At 74.4% G+C, this 18,826-nt stretch carries 18 protein-coding genes; 6 read left to right on the forward strand and 12 right to left on the reverse strand.

Annotated features, from left to right (window positions below):
* From BLS43_RS30470 to BLS43_RS09255, 4 genes are all read right to left on the reverse strand, one after another.
* Positions 1-377 (reverse strand): hypothetical protein (locus BLS43_RS30470; protein WP_218129763.1); only part of this gene is annotated, 377 nt, incomplete at its 3' end.
* A 163-nt stretch (positions 378-540) separates the two neighbouring features.
* Entirely contained in the window at positions 541-1,032 is a 492-nt protein-coding gene (locus BLS43_RS09245; protein ID WP_093080292.1) for a putative immunity protein, read from the reverse strand.
* On the reverse strand, positions 1,025-1,678 hold the full coding sequence (locus BLS43_RS09250; protein WP_093080296.1) for a class I SAM-dependent methyltransferase: 654 nt from the start codon (positions 1,676-1,678) through the stop codon (positions 1,025-1,027). The genes BLS43_RS09245 and BLS43_RS09250 overlap by 8 nt, the downstream gene beginning before the upstream one ends.
* Positions 1,675-2,535 carry an alpha/beta fold hydrolase gene (locus BLS43_RS09255; RefSeq protein ID WP_176921245.1) on the reverse strand — a complete coding sequence of 287 codons (861 nt, stop codon included), beginning with the start codon at positions 2,533-2,535 and terminating at the stop codon, positions 1,675-1,677. The genes BLS43_RS09250 and BLS43_RS09255 overlap by 4 nt, the downstream gene beginning before the upstream one ends.
* Before the next feature lie 44 nt (positions 2,536-2,579).
* Here BLS43_RS09255 and BLS43_RS09260 point away from each other — a divergent pair, with 44 nt between their 5' ends.
* Positions 2,580-3,191, forward strand: a complete 612-nt coding sequence (locus tag BLS43_RS09260) for a TetR/AcrR family transcriptional regulator (protein ID WP_093080305.1) — start codon at positions 2,580-2,582, stop codon at positions 3,189-3,191.
* Here the strand turns inward: BLS43_RS09260 and BLS43_RS09265 are convergent.
* From BLS43_RS09265 to BLS43_RS09280, 4 genes are read right to left on the reverse strand one after another with little or no spacing between them, the layout of a single operon-like run.
* Complete coding sequence (locus BLS43_RS09265; protein ID WP_218129764.1) at positions 3,185-7,144, reverse strand: bifunctional nitrate reductase/sulfite reductase flavoprotein subunit alpha; 3,960 nt, start codon at positions 7,142-7,144, stop codon at positions 3,185-3,187. The two genes, BLS43_RS09260 and BLS43_RS09265, sit on opposite strands and share 7 nt — an antisense overlap.
* A gap of 46 nt (positions 7,145-7,190) precedes the next feature.
* A complete protein-coding gene (locus BLS43_RS09270; protein WP_093080315.1) occupies positions 7,191-7,988 on the reverse strand; it encodes an SRPBCC family protein in 798 nt (265 codons plus the stop codon).
* Positions 7,985-8,296 carry an ArsR/SmtB family transcription factor gene (locus BLS43_RS09275; protein ID WP_093080319.1) on the reverse strand — a complete coding sequence of 104 codons (312 nt, stop codon included), beginning with the start codon at positions 8,294-8,296 and terminating at the stop codon, positions 7,985-7,987. Before BLS43_RS09275 ends, BLS43_RS09270 begins: the two co-directional genes overlap by 4 nt.
* A gap of 41 nt (positions 8,297-8,337) precedes the next feature.
* The gene (locus BLS43_RS09280) at positions 8,338-8,958 is read right to left on the reverse strand and encodes a TetR/AcrR family transcriptional regulator C-terminal domain-containing protein (protein ID WP_093080323.1); all 621 of its coding nucleotides are present in this window, start codon (positions 8,956-8,958) and stop codon (positions 8,338-8,340) included.
* 63 nt (positions 8,959-9,021) lie between these two features.
* Between BLS43_RS09280 and BLS43_RS09285 the strand changes: the two genes are divergently transcribed.
* On the forward strand, positions 9,022-9,957 hold the full coding sequence (locus tag BLS43_RS09285; protein ID WP_093080327.1) for an NAD(P)-dependent alcohol dehydrogenase: 936 nt from the start codon (positions 9,022-9,024) through the stop codon (positions 9,955-9,957).
* A gap of 15 nt (positions 9,958-9,972) precedes the next feature.
* Here BLS43_RS09285 and BLS43_RS09290 read toward each other — a convergent pair whose 3' ends face one another.
* The 4 genes from BLS43_RS09290 to BLS43_RS09305 form a co-directional block, all read right to left on the reverse strand.
* Positions 9,973-10,266, reverse strand: a complete 294-nt coding sequence (locus BLS43_RS09290; RefSeq protein WP_093080332.1) for a hypothetical protein — start codon at positions 10,264-10,266, stop codon at positions 9,973-9,975.
* 80 nt (positions 10,267-10,346) lie between these two features.
* Positions 10,347-11,183, reverse strand: coding sequence for a hypothetical protein (locus BLS43_RS09295; protein WP_093080335.1), 837 nt, complete (start codon positions 11,181-11,183; stop codon positions 10,347-10,349).
* 47 nt (positions 11,184-11,230) lie between these two features.
* Positions 11,231-11,488, reverse strand: a complete 258-nt coding sequence (locus BLS43_RS09300; protein ID WP_093080338.1) for a hypothetical protein — start codon at positions 11,486-11,488, stop codon at positions 11,231-11,233.
* 153 nt (positions 11,489-11,641) lie between these two features.
* A complete protein-coding gene (locus BLS43_RS09305; RefSeq protein ID WP_093080342.1) occupies positions 11,642-13,504 on the reverse strand; it encodes an Hsp70 family protein in 1,863 nt (620 codons plus the stop codon).
* Positions 13,505-13,779: 275 nt separating this feature from the next.
* Here BLS43_RS09305 and BLS43_RS09310 point away from each other — a divergent pair, with 275 nt between their 5' ends.
* The 4 genes from BLS43_RS09310 to BLS43_RS09325 all read left to right on the forward strand — a co-directional run bounded on the left by BLS43_RS09310 (position 13,780) and on the right by BLS43_RS09325 (position 18,800).
* Positions 13,780-14,592: a hypothetical protein gene (locus tag BLS43_RS09310; RefSeq protein WP_143029989.1), complete on the forward strand. Its 813-nt coding sequence runs from the start codon at positions 13,780-13,782 to the stop codon at positions 14,590-14,592.
* A gap of 36 nt (positions 14,593-14,628) precedes the next feature.
* Positions 14,629-15,417: an IniB N-terminal domain-containing protein gene (locus BLS43_RS09315; RefSeq protein WP_093080348.1), complete on the forward strand. Its 789-nt coding sequence runs from the start codon at positions 14,629-14,631 to the stop codon at positions 15,415-15,417.
* A 115-nt stretch (positions 15,418-15,532) separates the two neighbouring features.
* A complete protein-coding gene (locus tag BLS43_RS09320) occupies positions 15,533-17,290 on the forward strand; it encodes a dynamin family protein (protein WP_093080352.1) in 1,758 nt (585 codons plus the stop codon).
* Positions 17,291-17,342: 52 nt separating this feature from the next.
* Positions 17,343-18,800 (forward strand): dynamin family protein, encoded by a 1,458-nt coding sequence (locus BLS43_RS09325; RefSeq protein WP_093080357.1) that lies wholly within the window; start codon positions 17,343-17,345, stop codon positions 18,798-18,800.
* Positions 18,801-18,826 lie beyond the last annotated feature (26 nt).

An 18,826-nucleotide genomic window follows, 5' to 3' on the forward strand; every position in this document is an offset into this window, starting at 1 on the left:
CCGAACACTGGGTATCCCCGGAGCCGGTCACCCGGACCCGCGGGCAGATCATGGCCGACACCCTTGTCGAACGGCTGAGCGGGCAGGCCGCCACCGCACCGGCTCAGGTGGAGATCCAGGTCCTCGTGCCCGTGGAGTCGCTGCTGGACCCCGACTCCCCGCTGCCGGCGGAGATCCCCGGGTTCGGACCCACCACTCTGCTGGACGAGGCCACCTGCGTGGGCTGGCGGCGGCTGGTCGCCCGGGACGGCATCGTCATCGGCGGCGACTCCCGCCGCCGCGCCTTCGGCGGCGTCCTCGCCGACTGGATCCGCGCCCGCGACCGCGGCCGCTGCACCGAACCCGGCTGTGACGCCCCGATCGCCCACCTCGACCACCGCAGACGCTGGTCCGAAGGCGGCCCGACGAGCCTGGGCAACGGCCGCGGCACCTGCGCATTCCACAACCTGCTGCGCGAGCAGGCCGGCTGGCACCACGACCACCGCGAAACCACCACCCCGACCGGGCGCCGCTATGCGTTGCGGTTGTCGCAGCCCACGGTCAGCGGGCCGTCCGCAGCTCGGCGTCCAGCGCGCTCATCAGCCGCGCGATCCGGGACGACCCGGTGGGGGCGGGTGGGTAGCGGCGCAGGACGTCGGCCAGGACCGGGTCCGCGCAGGCGACGGACCGGGCGAGGCGAGCCTCCGGGTCGTCGGACAGGGAGGCGACGGTCGCGGAGGCACGCAGGATGTGGCCGACCTGGGTGGCCTGGAACAGCGGGTGGAGGTAGGCGGCGGCCGCGGCGTCGCCGGCGCAGCGCGCGGCGAGGCGGGCCGGCTCGGACGTCGCCTCGGCAGCGGCCCGGTGCGCGTCCAGCGACGTCACCCGCTGCAGGCGGGTCCGCGGAGCGCCCTGCACGAACTCCCACGCCGCCGCGAGCGCGGCGCGCGGACGCGGGTCGTCGTCGGTCAGGGGAAGGACCTCCTGCGCGTCCTCGGCCGCGAACCGGGCCACGACCCGCAGCTCGTCCAGGGTCAGGTCGAAGTCAGCCATGCCGCCGCGCGATCAGACAGGCCTGCGGCACGGCCGCGGCCCGGCTACCCGGCTCCGGCGCGCGGACGGTGCGGGAGACGAGCGCGAAGCCCGCCGCCTCGAGCAGGGCGGTCACGTCGTCGGGGTCCATGCGGTGGAAGTCCAGGCCGACCTCCTTGCCGAAGACCTCCGCCACGTGGTGGACCTCCGTGCCGACCTGGAAGCCGAGCAGCAGGTAGCCGCCCGGGCGCAGGGCGCGGGCGAACCCGGCGACGACGGCGGCGCGCTCCTCGGGCGCGATGTGGATCAGCGAGTACCAGGCGACGAGACCCGCGAGGTCGGTCGCCGCCAGCGCACGCATGTCCCCGACCTCGTACGCGCGGTCGGGGTAGGTCCGCCGCGCCTGCGCGACCATGGCGGGCGAGAGCTCGATCCCGGTGACGTCCAGGCCGCGGCCCGCGAGCAGATCGGTGATCGCACCGGGCCCGCTGCCGACCTCGACGGTCCGCCCGTCCGGGAACTCGGCGCCCACGATCTCGGCGAACGCACCCAGCAGGGCGCGGTCGAGCGGGGAGCGCCGCAGCTCGCTGAGGAAGAGGTCGGCGCACTCCTCGGCGATGGCGTCGTAGCCGGATCGCGTGCGGGTCAGGTAGGCGGGCTCGCTCACCCCCGGGAGGTTACGGACACGATCTCGCCGACGACGTCGTCGTACAGCTCGGCGGGGATCGCGTGGCCCATCCCGGGGTGGCAGACGAAGCGGGCGCCGGGGATGGCGCGGGCCGTGTCGCGCCCGGCCTGCCACCGGATGAGCGGGTCGTCGCGACCGGAGAGGACGAGCGTCGGCGCGGTGATCGTGGCGAGCGGCGCGAAACGGTGGGCGCGGCCCGCGGCGAGCTGGCGCTGCGTGGTGCCCTGGTCGCGGGGGTGGCGCTCGTGGCTGATCCGCGCGGCCTCGCGCGCCCACTCCTCCGGGAACGGGTAGCCGGGCGAGGCGACCGCCCGGTAGATCTCGACCAGCTGCTCCTCGGGATCGGACCCCAGGCGCGCCAACCTGCGGAACACGCCCGGCCGCAGGTAACGCAGGGTACGGAGCACGCCGATGCCGGCGGGCGCACCCATCGCGCTGATCACGGAACGCACCCGCTCGGGATTCTCCGCGGCCAGTCCCTGCGCCAGCGCGGCGCCCATCGACCCGCCCATCACGTGCGCACTGGACCAACCCTGGGCGTCCACGACGGCGAGGGCGTCGTCGAGCATGTCGCGCGCGGTGTAGACGGGCGGGACCCGGCCGAGCAGCGCGCGAAAGGGCTTAGGCGCCTCGACCGGGGCGAAGGAGGTCGACAGGCCGGTGTCGCGGTTGTCGAACCGGACGACCGCGAAACCCGCCTCGACGAGCTTCTGGACGAACCCGTCCGGCCACCACACCATCTGAAAGTCCAGACCCATGATCAACAGGAGCGGCTCGCCCTCGCCGAAGCGCTCGTAGGCGAGCCGGACGTCGCCGTTCTCGGTGTACCGGATCATGCGGACCTCCATCTGCGAACAGCGTTAACAGATAGGGTAGCGGCATGCCGCCCGGACCCGCACGCTCGTTGACCGTGGACGGCATCGCGGCGGCGGCCGTCGAGCTGGCCGACGCGGGCGGGCTCGACGCCGTGACCATGCGGTCGGTCGCCCGCGCGGTGGGCAGCAGCGCGCCGGGGCTCTACCGCTACGTCGCCTCGCGCGAGGAGCTGGTCGGGCACATGGTCGACCGGGTCAGCGCGGACCTCGACCACCCGACGCCGAGCGCGGCCTGGCTCGAGGATCTGCTCGTGGTGACCGAGCGGCAGGTGGCACTGCACCGCGCGCACCCGTGGCTCGCCGCGGCGTCCGCGGTGCCGGCGCCGCTCGGTCCGCATGCGCTGGACCATCTGGAATGGGGGCTCCGCGTCCTGGCGCCGGTCGAGGTTCCGGCCCGGGCGAAGATGGAGGCGATCGCGATGACCAACGGGATCGCCGCACTCTTCGCCGCGAGCGGACCGGTGAGCCCGTCGCTCTTCCGGTACCTCGCCGCGGACCGCCACCCCGAGCTCGCGGCCCTCGCGGCGAAGGCGGACCCGGGGGAGGGGAGCGACGATCTACTGCGCCGCGTCCTCACGGGCGTGGTGAAGGCGGTGCTGAACCCGGGCGATCAGTAGACGTCCCGGGAGTAGCGGCCCTCGGCCGTCATCCGCTTGACGAAGGCCGCCGCGTCCGTCCCACCGTGCGCGGTGATCACCTCTCGCAGCGCGGTGTCGACGTCCTTGGCCATGCGGGAGGCGTCGCCGCAGACGTAGAAGTGGGCGCCCCGATCGAGCCACCGCCACAGCTCGGCGCCGTGCTCGCGCATCCGGTCCTGGACGTAGACCTTGTGCCGCTGGTCGCGGGAGAAGGCGACGTCCAGCCTGCTCAGGGCGCCGTCGGCCTGCATCCGGGTCAGCTCGTCGCGGTAGTAGAAATCCGTGGCGCGGCGTTGCTCGCCGAAGAACAGCCAGTTCGGGCCGCGGTGGCCGCGGGCCTGCCGATCCTCGAGGAAGCCGAGGAACGGCGCGACGCCCGTCCCCGGGCCCACCATGATCATGGGGGTGTCCGCGTCGGTCGGCGGGCGGAACCGCGGCGCCGGGGTGACGAGCACGCTGGTCGGCTCGGTCGCGGCGTCGGCCATGAACGTGGAGCACACGCCGCGCCGGGCGCGGCCGTGCAGGCTGGTGAACCGGACGACCGAGACCGTCAGCGAGATCGCGTCCGGGCTGGTCAGCGGGCTGGACGAGATCGAGTACCGACGCGGGGCGAGGGCACCGAGCACGTCCACCCAGTCCTGGGCGCCTGCCCGCACCGCGAACTCGGCGAGGACGTCCGGCGCCTGGCGGTCCCAGGTCCAGCGGGCGAGATCGGTGTCGTGGCCCGCCCGGAGGAGCTCCCGCAGGGTGCGGTCCCCGGTGCGTTCCGCGACGAACTGCAGCAGGGCGGGCGTGATGCGCGTGATGTCGAGGCCGGTGCGCAGCGCCTCCACGAAGGGGACCTCGACCCCGCGGACCGTCACCGGGTCCTCGGCGGCGGCGCCGGTGAGCTCCAGCCACTCCGCCACCAGCTCGGGGTGGTTGACCGGGCGGACGCTCAACGTGTCGCCCGCCTGGTAGGCGAAGCCCTCACCGGCGAAGGTGAAGCGGCGGACCTCCTTCGTCGAGCCGGGCAGGCTGAGCAGGGTGCTCTCGCTCAGGTGCGCCTCGACGGCGGCGGGTCGCGCCGGTTCCGCGGGCGCCCGCCGCACTATGGAGCCACAACTGTCGTTCTCGGGCTCGGAAACGACGGTTGTGGCTCGATGATGGGGACCGAAGGCGGCGGACACGTCCTCGAGCCAAGCCTCGGCCGGGGCCTCGAAGTCGGTGTCGCAGTCGACGCGGTCGAGCACGCGCTCGGCGCCGAGCTCGGCGAGGCGGGCGTCGAGGCGGCGGCCGTGGCCGCAGAACTCGGTGTAGCTGGGGTCCCCGAGGGCCAGCACCGCGAACCGGACGTCCTCCAGGCCCGCGTGTTCGGCCAGCCCCTCCCAGAAGTCGACGCCGACGTCCGGCGCGTCGCCGTCGCCGAACGTGCTGGTCACGACCACGAGATCAGAGCCGGGCGGGACGGCGGCCGGGGTCGTGTCGGCCATGCTGAGCAGCCGGGGCCGCCGCGCGGCGAGCCGGTCGGCCACGCGCTCGGCGATGCCCTCGGCGTTGCCGGTCTGCGAGGCCCACAGGACGAGCAGCGGCCGACCCGGCTCGGCGGGCTCACCGGTGGCCGCCCGCGAGAACGCCCCCGCCAGCATCCCGTTGATCCAGGCCGCGGACTCGGCGTCGACCGGCGCGTCGGCGGGCAGGACGGGCACCCCCGGCTCCCCCTGCCCGACGCCGGCGAGGAACCCCGCGAGGTACGTGCGGGCCGCGCCGGTCGGCACCGGCGGCCGCACGTCCCCCAGCCCGAGCGCGGCGGCGAGCACCGTGACCGACTCGCGTGTCGGAAGCGGGGGACTCGCGGGCTCGGAGGGCAGGACTCGCGTGTCGGGAGCGGGGGACACGCGGGTGACCGCGACGGCGCAGGCCTTGAGCTCGGGTTGGTAGGACGCCGGGTCGACCGCGTCGTAGGTGACGGCGTTGACCGCGAGCTCCGCGCCGAAGAGGTCCGCCCAGTGGAAGGGGGCCCAGCACAGGCCCGGACGCACCCGGTCGGTGATCCTGGCGGGGAGGACGGCGCGGCCGCGGCGGGAGGTGATCGCGACAAGGTCGCCGTCTCGGATGTCGCCCGCGTCCGCCGGGTTGAGCTCGACGAACGGGCCCGGGTCGAGCTTGTTCAGCGTGGCGACCTTGCCGGTCTTGGTCAGCGTGTGCCACTGGTGCTGGACCCGGCCCGTGGTCAGGACCAGCGGGAACTCGTCGTCGGGGAGCTCGGCCGCGGGCAGGTGCGGGCGGGGGAGGAACTGCGCCTTGCCGCTGGGGGTGGCGAACCGCTCCCGGTACCGCACGGGGTTGCGGTCCGGGCCGCCCGGGGCGGCGGGCCACTGGACGGGGCCCTCCCGCAGGCGCGCGTAGGTGGCGCCGCGGACGTCGTAGCCGGTCGCGGGGTTGAACGCGCCCTTGAGCTCCTCGAACACCTCCTCGGCGGAGTGGTAGGTGAAGTGCTCGGCGTAGCCCATCTCGCAGGCGACCCGGGCGATGATCTGCCAGTCCGGCAGGGCCTCGCCGGGCGGGGCGACGGCGGGCTGCAGGAGCGTCAGGTTCCGCTCCGAGTTGATCATCACGCCCTCGAGCTCGGCCCACATCGACGCCGGCAGCACCACGTCCGCGTAGGGGTTGGTCTCGGTCTCGGCGAAGACGTCCTGGGTCACGACGAAGGCGCGCTCCAGCGCCTCGACGACCCGCCCGCGGTTCGGCATGCTCGCCACGGGGTTGGTGCAGACGATCCAGCAGGCCTTGATCTCGCCGTTCGCCATCCGGTCGAACATGTCGACGGCGCCGGTGTCCACGTCCGGCCGGATGGTGCCCTCGGGGATCCCCCAGAGCTCCTCGACGAACCGGCGGTCCGCCTCGCTGAGCACCGCCCGCTGGCCGGGCAGGCCGGGTCCCATGTAGCCCATCTCGCGGCCGCCCATGGCGTTCGGCTGGCCGGTCAGGGAGAACGGGCCGGAGCCCGGCCGACAGATCGCGCCGGTGGCGAGGTGCAGGTTGACCAGGGCGTTCGTGTTCCAGGTGCCGTGCGTGGACTGGTTGAGTCCCATGGTCCAGCAGCTCATCCAGTTCTCGGCGCCGCCGATCAGGTCGGCGGCGCGACGCAGGTCGGCCTCGGGCACCCCGGTCACCGACGACACGTGCGCGGGTGTGTACTCCGCCAGGAACTCCGGCATCGCCTCCCAGCCCTCGGTGCGGGCGGCGATGAAGTCGTGGTTCGGCTCGAGGAGGTGCAGCAGCCCGTTCAGCAGCGCGAGGTCCGTACCCGGCGCGACCTGCAGGAACAGGTCCGCCTTGGCGGCGGTGGCCGTGCGCCGGGGATCGACGACGATGAGCCGGGCGCCCTGCTTGACCCGGTCCATCATCCGCAGGAAGAGGATCGGGTGACAGTCGGCCATGTTGGACCCGACGACCAGGAAGACGTCCGCGTGGTCGAAGTCCTCGTACGAGCCGGGGGGACCGTCGGAGCCCAGGGACTGCTTGTAGCCGGTGCCCGCGCTCGCCATGCACAGCCGCGAGTTCGACTCGATCCACGTGGTGCGCCAGAAGCCCTTGGCCAGCTTGGTCGCGAGGTACTGCGCCTCGAGGGTCATCTGGCCGGAGACGTAGAGCGACAGCGCGTCCGGGCCGTGCTCGTCGAGGATCTCCCGCAGCCGCCGCGCGGTCAGCGAGATGGCCTCGTCGACGGGGGTGCGGGCACCCCCGACCAGCGCGGTGTCGAGGCGGCCCTCGGCCGTCAGCATCGGTGCGGAATGGGCCCCCTTCGTGCAGAGCCGGCCGAAGTTGGCCGGGTGCTCGGCGTCTCCGCGGACCTTGACGACCGTGCCGCCGGGAACGTCGTGGGAGACGTCCAGGACCATCCCGCAGCCGACGCCGCAGTACGAACAGACGGTGCGCACGCTACCCACGCCGGTGACGGTAGGAAGCGCACGTTGCCCCCGTCGGTCCGCGACGTCACAGAGCGCTCACATCCGCCTTCTCGCGGTTGTGCGCCCACTCCGCCGCCTCCCGCGCGACGCGTTCGACCGCGCCCCGCCACTGCGCGACGGCCGCCTCCCGCTCCGCCGGGTCCGCGCCCGAGACGGTCAGGACCAGCCGCGCACCCTGCCCGGACCCCGGCACCAGCTCGACGCGGACGTGGTCGCCGGGCTCGCCGGGTCCCGGGTCGAACTCCGGGGCCGGGGCGCCGTCGAGGACCAGCTCCCACGCGACGTCCGCGGGGCAGGTGAGCTGCCGGTCGAACCGGGCCGACCAGCCGTCGGGTCCCTCGGTGAGCACCGGCCGGTCCAGGCCGAACAGCCGGACGAGCTCCTCGTGCTCGTCGATCATTCGGCCCGCGGGCGGCACCGGCTCCCCGGCGACGACGGCCCGCAGCGCGGCCAGGCAGGCGCCCCAGCCGGCGGCGAGGCTGGCGCCGAGGGGGCGGTCGTCGAACGTGTGGGTGAGCGCGACGACCGTCTCGCCCGCCTCCGGGGTCAGCTCGATCCGGATCTCCTCGGTGTCCCAGAGGAAGACGAACAGGTGCGGGGGTTCCACGGCCACCACCCGGCCGGACCCGCCCTCGCCCTCCTCGAAGGCGGCGAACCGCATGGCTCCGCCGGGGCGCAGGTCCAGCTCGACGGGGCTCGGGAACCAGGCGCCGAGGTGCTCGGGCTCGGTCACCGCCCGCCACACCTTCTCGATCGCGTGCGGGTAGCGGCGCTCGACGCGGACACGCGCGCGGCCGTCGGCGGTGGACATGCGGTCGGTCATGAGTCCTCCATGCGGTCCAGGTGCTCACCCAAGCGGTCGAGGCCGCGATCCCAGAGCCACCGGTAGGGCTCGAGCCAGTCCGCGACGGCGGCGAGCGGCTCCGGGCGCAGCGCGTACCAGCGCTTCTGCGCCTCGGCGCGCACGGAGACGAACCCGCTGTCCCGCAGGATGCGCAGCTGCTTGGACACGATCGGTTGCGCCACCCCGAGCTCCTCGGCCAGGTCGCCGACGAGGCGGGGCCCGGCTCGCAGGCCGTCCAGGATCTCCCGGCGCAGCGGCAGGGCGAGGACCTCGAACGGGGTGGGCACCCCCTATGAATACCTACAACGGTATATACCTGTCAAGGAACCTAAGTGAGGTGCGTCCCGAGGCCGTCGAGGACGAGGTCCAGGCCCCAGTCGAACTCGGCCGCGAAGGAGTAGCCCGGCTGCGCGACGTGCTCGCGGGCGAGCTCGACCAGGTGCGGGAACGCGCCCTCGTCGAGGCCGGCGGCGGTCTCCCGGGCGACGTCCGGAACGGGGACCTGACGCAGGCCCGCCTCCTGCACCGCGAAGCCGTACACGTACGCGTCCAGCGCCGCGATCGCGTGCGCGGCCAGCGGGATCGTGAAGCCCGCGGTGCGCAGGACGCCGAGCACGGCGTCGAGTCGGGCCAGGGTGGCGAGGCCCGGGGAGGCGCGCGAGTCCAGCAGCGGGATGGCCCAGGAGTGCGCGGCGAGCACCGCGCGCAGCGAGGCGTAGTGCCGACGCAGCGCGGCCTTCCAGTACGCCCCCGCGGGCGGCGCGACCTCGGCGAACACGGCGTCGACCATGCCGTCGAGCAGCGCGGACTTGTTCACGACGTGGTGGTAGAGCGACATCGCCTCGATGCTCAGCTCCGCGCCGAGCCGCCGCATGGTCACCGCGGCGAGCCCTTCCGCGTCCGCCACGGCCAGTGCGGTCGCCAGCACGCGCTCGCGAGTCAACGGCATGGACGGAACTTACACCGTAAGGCTATGCTGCGCCGCATGGACTTACAACGTAAGGCTGGTGTGATGCGAGCGATCGAGCAGGACCGCTACGGGGGTCCGGAGGTGCTGCGCTCCGCCGAGATCGCCGTTCCCGAGCCCGGTGCGGGACGCGTGCGGGTCCGCGTCGAGGCGGCGGGCCTCGACCGCGGGGCCTGGCACCTGATGGCGGGGATGCCGCAGGTGGTGCGGCTCGCGACCGGCGTGCGCCGACCGCGGACGCCGGTGCGCGGGCGCGAGTTCGCCGGCACCGTCGAGGCGCTCGGCGAGCGCGTCACGGGCGTCGCGGTGGGCGACCCGGTCTTCGGGATCGGAGAGGGCTGCTTCGCCGAGTTCGCCGTCGCCCGGGCGGACCGGATCGTGCCCCGGCCGCCCGAGCTCGACGCCACGGGTGCCGCCGCGCTTCCCGTGTCCGGGCTGACGGCGCTGCAGGCGGTCCGCGACAAGGCCCGGGTCGCCGCGGGCGAGCGGGTGCTGGTGCTCGGCGCGTCCGGCGGCGTGGGCAGCCTCGCCGTGCAGGTCGCGGGCGCGTTCGGCGCGATCGTGACGGGCAGCGCGAGCCCCGCCAAGCACGACCTCGTCCGCGCGCTCGGGGCGGACCCCGTCCCCCACGACGAGCCGGGCGGCCCCTACGACGTGATCATCGACTGCGGCGGGCACCGTCCGCTGCGGCTGCTGCGGAGCCTGTTGACCCCGCGCGGGCGGCTCGTGATCGTCGGCTCGGAGACCGGCGGACGGTGGCTGGGCGGCACGGACCGCAGCCTGCGGGCCGCGCTGCTGTCACCGCTGGTCCGACAGCGGCTGGTCGGTCTCGTCTCGACGGAGAACGCCGCCGACCTGCGCGAGCTCACCCGCTACGCACGCCCCGTCGTCGACTCGGTGCTCCCGCTCGCCGAGCTACCGGCCGCGGTGCGCCGGATGCTCGCGGGCGACGTGCGGGGGAAGCTCGTGCTCACCCCCTGAGCACTCCTCGGGCTCCTAGGCCGCGAGGACGCGGCGCAGGGCCCGCAGGTCCGCGGTCTCGGCGCGCACGACGATCTCGTCGAGCAGGTCGGCCTGCTCGGCGGGCACGGTGATCTGGGCGAGGAGCTGGCCGTCCTCCAGCCCGACCTCGATCTCCTGCCGCGCCGTCTCGGCGAGCACGCACACGGCGGCGGCCGCCGCGGGATCGAAGGTGAGCAGGAGGGTGTTGGGCGCCGTCCGCTCGGTGTCACGCAACCACCGAGCCAGGACGAGGTCGAAGTCGGCCTGGTCGACGAGGAGTGTGTTCATATCCGGTGAACGCCACGGCCCCTCCCGTTCGTTCCCCGGCCCTCTCAGCGAAGCCCCAGCAGACCGGCGGCGGAACCGGGTCAGCGCACGTGGCGGCGGCGCCTGCGCCTGCCGGGCGCCGGGACCGGTGCCCCCGCCAGCACCACGACGCCCACGATCGCCACGACCAGGCCGACGCCGAAGGGGAGCAGCCAGCCGTCGCGGATCCGGTCGCCCAGGAGCACGATCCCGATCAGCCCCGGGGCGAGCACCTCGGTCGTCGCGAACACGGCGGTGACGCTCGGCAGGCTGCCGACGACCAGCGCCCGCGAGTACGTGGTGATCCCGATGACCCAGAACAGCACGATCAGGTACGTCGCGGGCTGCGCGGCCAGCGACACCACGTCCGCCTCCACCCCCGGCGGGAGCTGCAGCGCGCGCACGGCCAGGGACGTCCCACCGAAGCCCAGCCCGGCGATCAGCGACAGCGGCCAGGCGGCGGCCAGCCGCCACACGGCGATGGCCGCGACCGCGAGCACCGCGACCGCCGAGTAGAGCACCAGGACGGTGACCCCGGTCAGCGGCTGCGGCGGCTCGTCCTGGGCGCTGGCGGCGATCGTCGCCAGGCCCAGGACGCAGGCCGTGACCGCGAGCCGGTCCCGGATCCGCAGGTGGACGCCGTAGATCGCCCAGCTGGCCAGGGCCGTGAGCGCGATCGCCCCGCCGAGGATCGCCTGCACCGCGAACACCGGCAGGTGCCGCAGCGCGACGACCGTGCACGCCCACGCCAGCCCGTCGACCAGCAGCCCGACCAGGTAGAGCGGGCGCAGGGCCAGCGGGCGACGCGAGGTGGTCTCGTCCGCGGCGGCGGACTGCAGGAGTCCGGCCCCCGCATTGCCGATCATGGAGGCGATCGCGAACGCCAGCCCGATCAGCACGGCGTCGGCCCGATCAGCACCGCCCTACCGTGGCAGAGCCCGCCCGATCATGCTCGGGCGCGGTGCGATTCTTCACTCCGCTGGACGGGGACCTCGTAGAAGCCGCTCATCAACCCGCCCGACAGCGGAGGCTCCGCGTAGCGGGCCGCACGGGCCGCGGCGAGGCGCTTGCGGGGCTGCTCGGACAGCCGCACGGCGAGCAGGACCAGCGCGGTGCCGACGAGCGCCGGGACGCCGACGAGGAGCACCGGCCACCCGAAGCCGAGATACGCGACGAGCACCGCCACGACCTCGAGACCGATCACCCATGCTGCCGACCGTGCCACCGCCGGATCCCCCGTTCCGCTCGCGGCGGCGCCCCGCGCGCCGCCCCGGAACCACTATCGGCGCCGCGCCGCGGGGCGTCACGCGCAGTGGTCGAGCCGAGACGCAACCGAGACCCGAATCGGGTGACCGGGTCAGCCGGCCGGCGGGACGGCCGCGGTGCTGGGGCTCCCGTCCACGACGGGCGGGGACGCGCTGGCGCCGCCAGTGCCTCCGGTGCCTCCGGTGCCGCCCGTGCCGCCCGTGCCGGGATCCGTTCCCGGGCCGGGGTCCGGGACGACCGGGTCCGGAGCCGGGTTCTGCGGCGGGTTCTGCGGGGGGTTCTGCACCGGCGGATTCGCCGGGACCTGGTTCTGCGGCGCCGGGTTCTGCGGCGCCGGCGCGGGCGCCTGCGGGGCGGGGACGACGGGCCGCGGCGTGACCGGCCGGGTCGTGGGCCGGGTGGTGCGCGGGGTCACGGCCGCACCGCCGGAGCGCGCCCCACCGCCCGTCGACGCCGCGGTCGGGTCGGAGGCCGCCGTCTCCTCGGTGGTGGGGGGCGGGACCGCCTCGGCGGAGGTCACCGCGGCGGGCGGCGCCACGTTCAGCCCGCCGACCCCGCTGGTCACGGCCGGTTCCGCGGTGGGCCACAGCAGGACCGCGCCGACCACGGCGAGGACCGCCGCGGCGGCGCCGGCGCCGACCATCAGGCCGGCCCGGCGCTTGGCCGGGGGCTCCTCGTCGTACTCCCAGTCCGGGGCGGGCGCACCGACCTGCGGGCGTGGCGGGGCCCCGTGGGCCCAGCCGTCGAACGGGCCCGCCTCGTTCACCGGCGCGGACATCGCGAAGGTGGCGGTGGCTCCGGACGCCGCGGCCGTGCCCACCAGCACGGGCAGCCCGACGGCGGGGGAGACGGGCGTGACCGGCGCGTCCGGCGCGGCGGACACCGGGCAGACGGCCAGCGCCGCGCCCTTGGCGATCGCGTGGGTGGGGTCGGTGTCCACCGTGACCGGGCGACCGAGCTCCTCGGAGACCAGCTGCCCCACCAGCGGCACCCGGGAGGAGCCGCCGACCAGCAACACGGCGTCGAGCGCCGAGGGTGCGAGCCCGGCCGACCCGACGGCGCGGCGCAGCGCCTCGACGGTCTCCGCCACCTGCTCGCGGATCGCGTCGGAGAACTCGGCGCGGTGCATCCGGACGGCGCCGCGGAACGCGGGCAGCAGCACCGGGACGCTGACCTCCGTGTCCGAGGACAGCGCCTCCTTGGCCTCGGTGCACTCCCGGCGCAGGCGCGCGACGGCGGCGAGAACGGCGGGATCGGTGTCGTCGAGGCCCGCGAACGCCTCCGGCAGCCCCTCGACGACGTGGTCGAACACCACCTGGTCGAAGTCCACCCCGCCGAGCCGGTCGAGCCCCTCGGGGCGCCCCTGCAGGGAGAACCGGCCGTGCTGGTCCTTGCGCACGACGGCGGCGTCGAACGTGCCGCCGCCGAGGTCGTAGACGGCGATGGTGGACCCGGCGGCGAGCCGCTCCCCGGCCGCGTAGTGCAGCGCGGCCGCCTGCGGCTCGGCGAGGAAGGTGACGGTCAGGCCGTGCGCCTCGAGCGCCTCGGCCAGCAGCTCCATCTTGTGGTCGCCCCAGGAGGCCGGGTGGGTCAGCGCGATCCGCTCGGCGGGCCCGCCCTCCTGCGCGGCGACGGCGTCGACGATCCAGCGGACCAGCCGCGCGCACAGCTCCTCGGGGCGGTGCGGCCTGCCCCCGACGACCACCGGCGTGGGATCGCCCAGGCGCCGCTTGAACTCGCGGACCACGCGGTCCGGGTCGGTGACGGCCCGCCGCTCGGCGGCCTGCCCGACCAGGATCTCGCCGTCGTCCCCCACGAAGAGGACGGACGGCAGGTCGGTGCGGCGATCGGACAGGGCGACCATCTGGGGGGCCGCCCAGCCCGTGCCGACGGACCGGCTGACCGCCGCCGCGCTGAACGTCGTACCCAGGTCTATTCCGAGCTGGTAGGCCATCGTTCCCCCCGGACTGTCCGGCCGCGCCGCCGGTGTGCGGCGACATGACGCACGCTTCGGCCATCGCCGCAGGCACGCGCCGCGTTATCCTCCTCTAGGCGTAGTCGACACTAATGGGTGACTACTCCGTTCAGGCCCCTAGTCGATCCCCTAATCACCCCTTGGGGGATGTCGTCGGATCCCCGATGGCCCGGACACGGCCCGGCCCTAACTTCGGTGCCATCGCCGAGCGGGTCGCTCGGCAGCCCACACCGACTCACTCGGGGATGATCACCATGACGCTGCTCGACTTCCTCCTGGCCCTGCTCGGCGACTCGCCCGAGGACCTCGCGCTCCAGCAGGACTTCGCCGACAACCCGGTCGCCACGCTGCAGGCGCTCGACCTGGGCGACCTGACCGCCGAGGACGTCCACGACGCGCTGGTCCTCGTGCAGGACAACCAGACCGTCGAGTTCGGCGACACGGACTACAACACCGGCGGCAACACCATCGTCGGCGGGCCGGTCCCGGCCTTCGCCCACCACGAGGCCGCGCCCGAGGGCCACAGCGCCGTCGAGTACATCCAGACCTACGTGACCCACACCGAGGTCCAGGACGGCGATACCGTCCTCGGCTCGCCCGTTCAGCAGGTCATCGACGCGGGCGACGACGTGAACCAGGTCATCACCACGACCACCACCGCCGCCAGCGGCGCCGGCGCGGTCGCCGCGCAGGGCGACATCGAGGACTCCCAGGTCGTGACCGGCAGCGGCAACGTGTTCGGCAGCGGCAACGTGATCGGCGACGACAACACCACCGCCTTCGGCGACGGCGACGCCACCTCCGCGGACGTCCACGGGGTCAGCGTCTCCGGCGGCGGCGCGTTCTCCGTGACCGGCCCCGCCACCGGCGACTACGACGTGACGGACTCCGGCAACACCACCACCGTCACCGACACCACCACCACGGAGATCTCCGACTCGGGCAACACGGACGTCGACTCCTCGTACTCCTACTCGCAGGACGACCACTCGGAGACCAACACCAACGTGGGCAACGAGGTCCACGACGGCAGCCACAACACGTCCGACCTCGAGATCAACGTCTGAGCTCCCCGCTCCCCACCTGAACCGGAGATCCTTGCGATGGACACCCCCACGACCCTCATCCAGCTGCTGCTGAACCTGCTGTCGGACCCGAAGGCCGCCGCCGAGTTCCAGGCCGACCCCCAGGGCTACCTGGCCACCTGCGGGCTCACCGCCGTGAGCCCCGAGCAGGTCCACGACGCCGCCGCCCTGGTCGCCGACCAGCACCGGCCCGCCGCGCCGCAGCACCACGAGCAGCACCACCACCACACCCCGCCGCCGCCCGTGCCGGACCACCACGACCACGAGTCCGCGGTGAAGTACCTGCAGACCATCGTCACCAACAACTGGATCGACGACCGCGACACCATCGTCGACAACTCGGTCCGCCAGGTCATCCACGCGGGCGGGGACGTCAACCAGACGATCGACAACCACACCGTGGTCGCCTCGGGCGACGGCTCGGTGGCCGCGGGCGGCGACATCAGCGACTCGCAGGTCGTCACCGGGGACGACAACGTCTTCGGCGACGGCAACGTCAAGGGCGACGGCAACACCACCGCCTTCGGCGACGGTGACGCCACCCACGCGTCGGTCTCCGACGTGTCGGTCGACGAGGGCGGCGCGTTCTCCGTGACCGGGGCGGCCGCGGGCGCCTCGACGACGGACGGCTCGTTCAACGACACGACCGTCTCGAGCACGGACAGCACGTCGATCGACGGGTCCTACAACGACTCGACGAGCTCCCACACCTCCTACGACCTCGACGACCACAGCACGACGACGTCGGATTCGAACAACCACGCCGACGTCGACAGCCACAACGACGTCACCTCGGTCGTGGGCTGATCCCCCCTCGGCCCACCGACGGCCCCGCCGCCCCCCTCACGGGGGGTGGTGGGGCCGTCGCCGCGCGCGCAGGCCAGGATGGGGCCGAGGGGGCAGGCGGGGGAACGGGGAACACATGGCGTCACCGGCGACGACGGAGCTGGTCGACCTCGCGCTGACCGCGACCACGGCCTACGGGCGCCCGGACCTGGGGGCCAGGCTGGAGGCCGCGAAGGCCCGGCTCGCCGATCCGGGCGTGCGGGTGCTGGTCGTCGGCGAGTTCAAGCAGGGCAAGTCCAAGTTGGTCAACGCCCTGGTCAATGCGTCGGTGTGCCCGGTGGACGACGACATCGCCACCGCCGTGCCCACCGAGGTGCGGTTCGGGGAGGCGCCGAGCGCGGTGCTGGTGGGCGAGCACGAGCGCACGCCGATCGCGGTCGAGCAGCTGGGCGAGCACGTCGTCGAGGGGCTCGAGAACCCGCTGCGCGCCGAGGTCACCCTTCCGCGCAAGCTGCTGGCGGGCGGCCTCGTGCTCGTCGACACCCCCGGCGTCGGCGGCCTCGGTTCCGCCCACGGCGCCGCGACCATGGCGGCCCTGCCCCTGGCCGACGCCGTGCTGCTCGTGTCCGACGCCGCGCAGGAGTACACCGCCCCCGAGCTGGACTTCCTGCGCGCCGCGATGGAGCTGTGCCCGACCGTCGGCGCGGTGGTGACCAAGACCGACCTCTACCCGCACTGGCGGCGGATCGCCGACCTCGACCGCGAGCACCTGCGGCGGGCGGGGGTCGAGGCGGAGCTGTTCCCCGTGTCGTCGGACCTGCGGCTCGCCGGCGCCGCCCAGAACGACGCGGAGCTGCTGGCCGAGTCCGGGTTCGCCCCGCTCGTCGGGTTCCTGCTGCGCAAGGTCGTGGCCCGGGCCGAGGACCTGGACCGGCGCTCGACCAGCCAGGACGTCCGGGCCGTGGCCGAGCAGCTCGCCGCGGGGTTCACCGCGGAGCTGGCCGCGCTGCGGGACCCCGCGGGCGCCGAGGCGCTGGTCGCCGAGCTGACCTCGGCGAAGGAGCGGGCGGACGAGCTGCGGCAGCGCTCGGCGCGCTGGCAGATCACGCTCAACGACGGCGTCGCCGACCTCATCTCCGACATCGAGTACGACCTGCGGGACCGGCTGCGCGCGGTCACCCGCGAGGCCGAACAGCTGCTCGACGACGCCGCGGACCCCAACACGATCTGGGACCAGTTCGCGGAGTGGCTGCACCAGCAGGTCAGCCAGGCGACCTCGGCGAACTACGTGTGGACCGCGCAGCGCGCCCGGTGGCTGGCCGAACAGGTGGCCGACCACTTCAGCGAGGCCGCCGACGCGGCCGTCCCCGACATCACCATCGACGGCAGCAGGCTCGCCGGGTCCGTCGACCCGCTGGAGAAGCCCGAGGGCGAGCGGTTCGGGGTGGGCCAGCGGCTGTTCATCGGCATGCGCGGCGGGTACGGCGGCGTGCTGATGATCGGCCTGGCGACGACCTTCGTCGGGATGGCGCTGCTCAACCCGGTGTCGCTCGCGGCGGGTCTGCTGTTCGGCGGCAAGACCGTCCGGGACGAGTACCGCCGGGTCCGCGACCGCCGCCGCGCCGAGGCCAAGACCGCCGTGCGTCGGCACATCGACGAGGTGGTGTTCCAGGTCGGCAAGGACTCCCGGGACACCCTGCGCCGCGCCCAGCGCCAGCTCCGCGACCACTTCACGGTGCTCGCGGAGGAGCTGTCCCGCTCGCTCGCCACGTCGGTGGCCGCGGCGCAGAGCGCGGTCGCGACCGAGTCCTCGCAGCGGACCAAGCGGATCGCGGACCTGGAGGCCGAGCTGGGTCGGGTGCAGTCGCTCGCGAAGAAGGCGGAGGCGCTGTGAGCGAGCGGGCGAGCGGACCGATGGCGCCGAGCTCGCGCAGCGAGGGAGGGCGATGAGCACGCTGGGGGTCGCGGTGCGGGAGCTGCTGCGGCGCGCCTGCACCGTGTACGGCGACGACCCGCAGGCCGTCGCCCTGCTGCAGGACCATCTCGCCCGGTTCGACGAGCCGCTGCGCGTCGCGTTCGCCGGGAAGGTCAAGGCGGGCAAGTCCACGCTGCTCAACGCGCTGGTCGGCGAGGAGATCGCGCCGACGGACGCGGGCGAGTGCACCCGGGTCGTCACCTGGTACCAGGACGCGCCGGCGCCGCGGGTGCGGCTGTTCTCCCGCGCGGGCGCCGTGCGGCCGCTGACCCTGGCCCGCAAGCAGGGAGCGCTGCAGCTGGACCTCGGGATGCCCGCCGCGGACGTCGACCGGCTGGTGGTGGACTGGCCCTCCGGGTACCTGCGCGGCACCACGTTGATCGACACGCCGGGCATCGCCTCGCTGACGGCGGACACCGCGGCCCGCGCCGGGGCCTTCCTGACGCCGTCGGACGCCCCGTCGCCCGCCGACGCCGTCGTGTACCTGATGCGCCACCTGCACGGTTCCGACGTGCGGTTCCTGGAGTCCTTCCGGGACACCGACGTCGCGCGGGCCACGCCGGTCACCACGATCGCGGTGCTGTCGCGGGCGGACGAGATCGGCGTCGGGCGGCTCGACGCGTTGTCCTCGGCGGGGCGGATCGCGCGCCGCTACCGCGCGGACCCCACCCTGCGCGGGCTGTGCCAGACCGTGGTGCCGGTGGCGGGTCTGCTCGCCCAGTCCGGGCGGACGATGCGCCAGGACGAGTTCACCGCGCTCGTCGCGCTGGCCGGGCTGCCGCAGGCGGACCTGGACCGGCTACTGCTCTCCGCCGACCGGTTCTCCACCCGTGCCGTGGACGGGGCCCCGGAGCCCGCGGTGCGCGCGGGGCTGGTGGACCGGTTCGGGCTGTTCGGGGTGCGGTTGGGCACCGAGCTGATCCGCCGGGGCACGTCCGACCCGTCGGCCCTGTCCCGGGAGCTGGTGCGCCACAGCGGGCTCGACGAGCTCCGCACCGTCCTCGCCACGCAGTTCGCCGAGCGCCGCGAGCTGCTCAAGTCCCGCTCCGCGCTGCTGGCGCTCGACCGCGTCTTGGCGGCGCCGCGGCCCGGGTCGGCGCCGCTGGTCGCCGAACGCGAACGGATCCTGTCCGGCGCGCACGAGTTCACCGAGCTGCGGATGCTCTCCGCCCTGCGCGCGGGCACGGTCGTCTTCCCCCCGGACGCGCTCGCGGACGCGGAGCGCCTGCTCGGCGGGGAGGGCGGCGGCGCCGCGGTGCGCCTGGACCTGGACCCGGACAGCCCGGCCGCCGAGCTCCGCGCCGCCGCGCTGGCCGCCGTCGTCCGCTGGCAGCGGCGGGCCGAGAGCCCGCTGGCGAGCCGCGCCACGGCGGACGCCGCGCGGGTCGTCGTCCGCTCCGCCGAGGGCCTGGTCGCGCGCCTCTCCTAACCCGTGAGTGGTAATGGTCGCTAGAG

The sequence above is a fragment of the Pseudonocardia oroxyli genome (assembly GCF_900102195.1).
Taxonomy (GTDB): Bacteria; Actinomycetota; Actinomycetes; order Mycobacteriales; family Pseudonocardiaceae; genus Pseudonocardia; species Pseudonocardia oroxyli.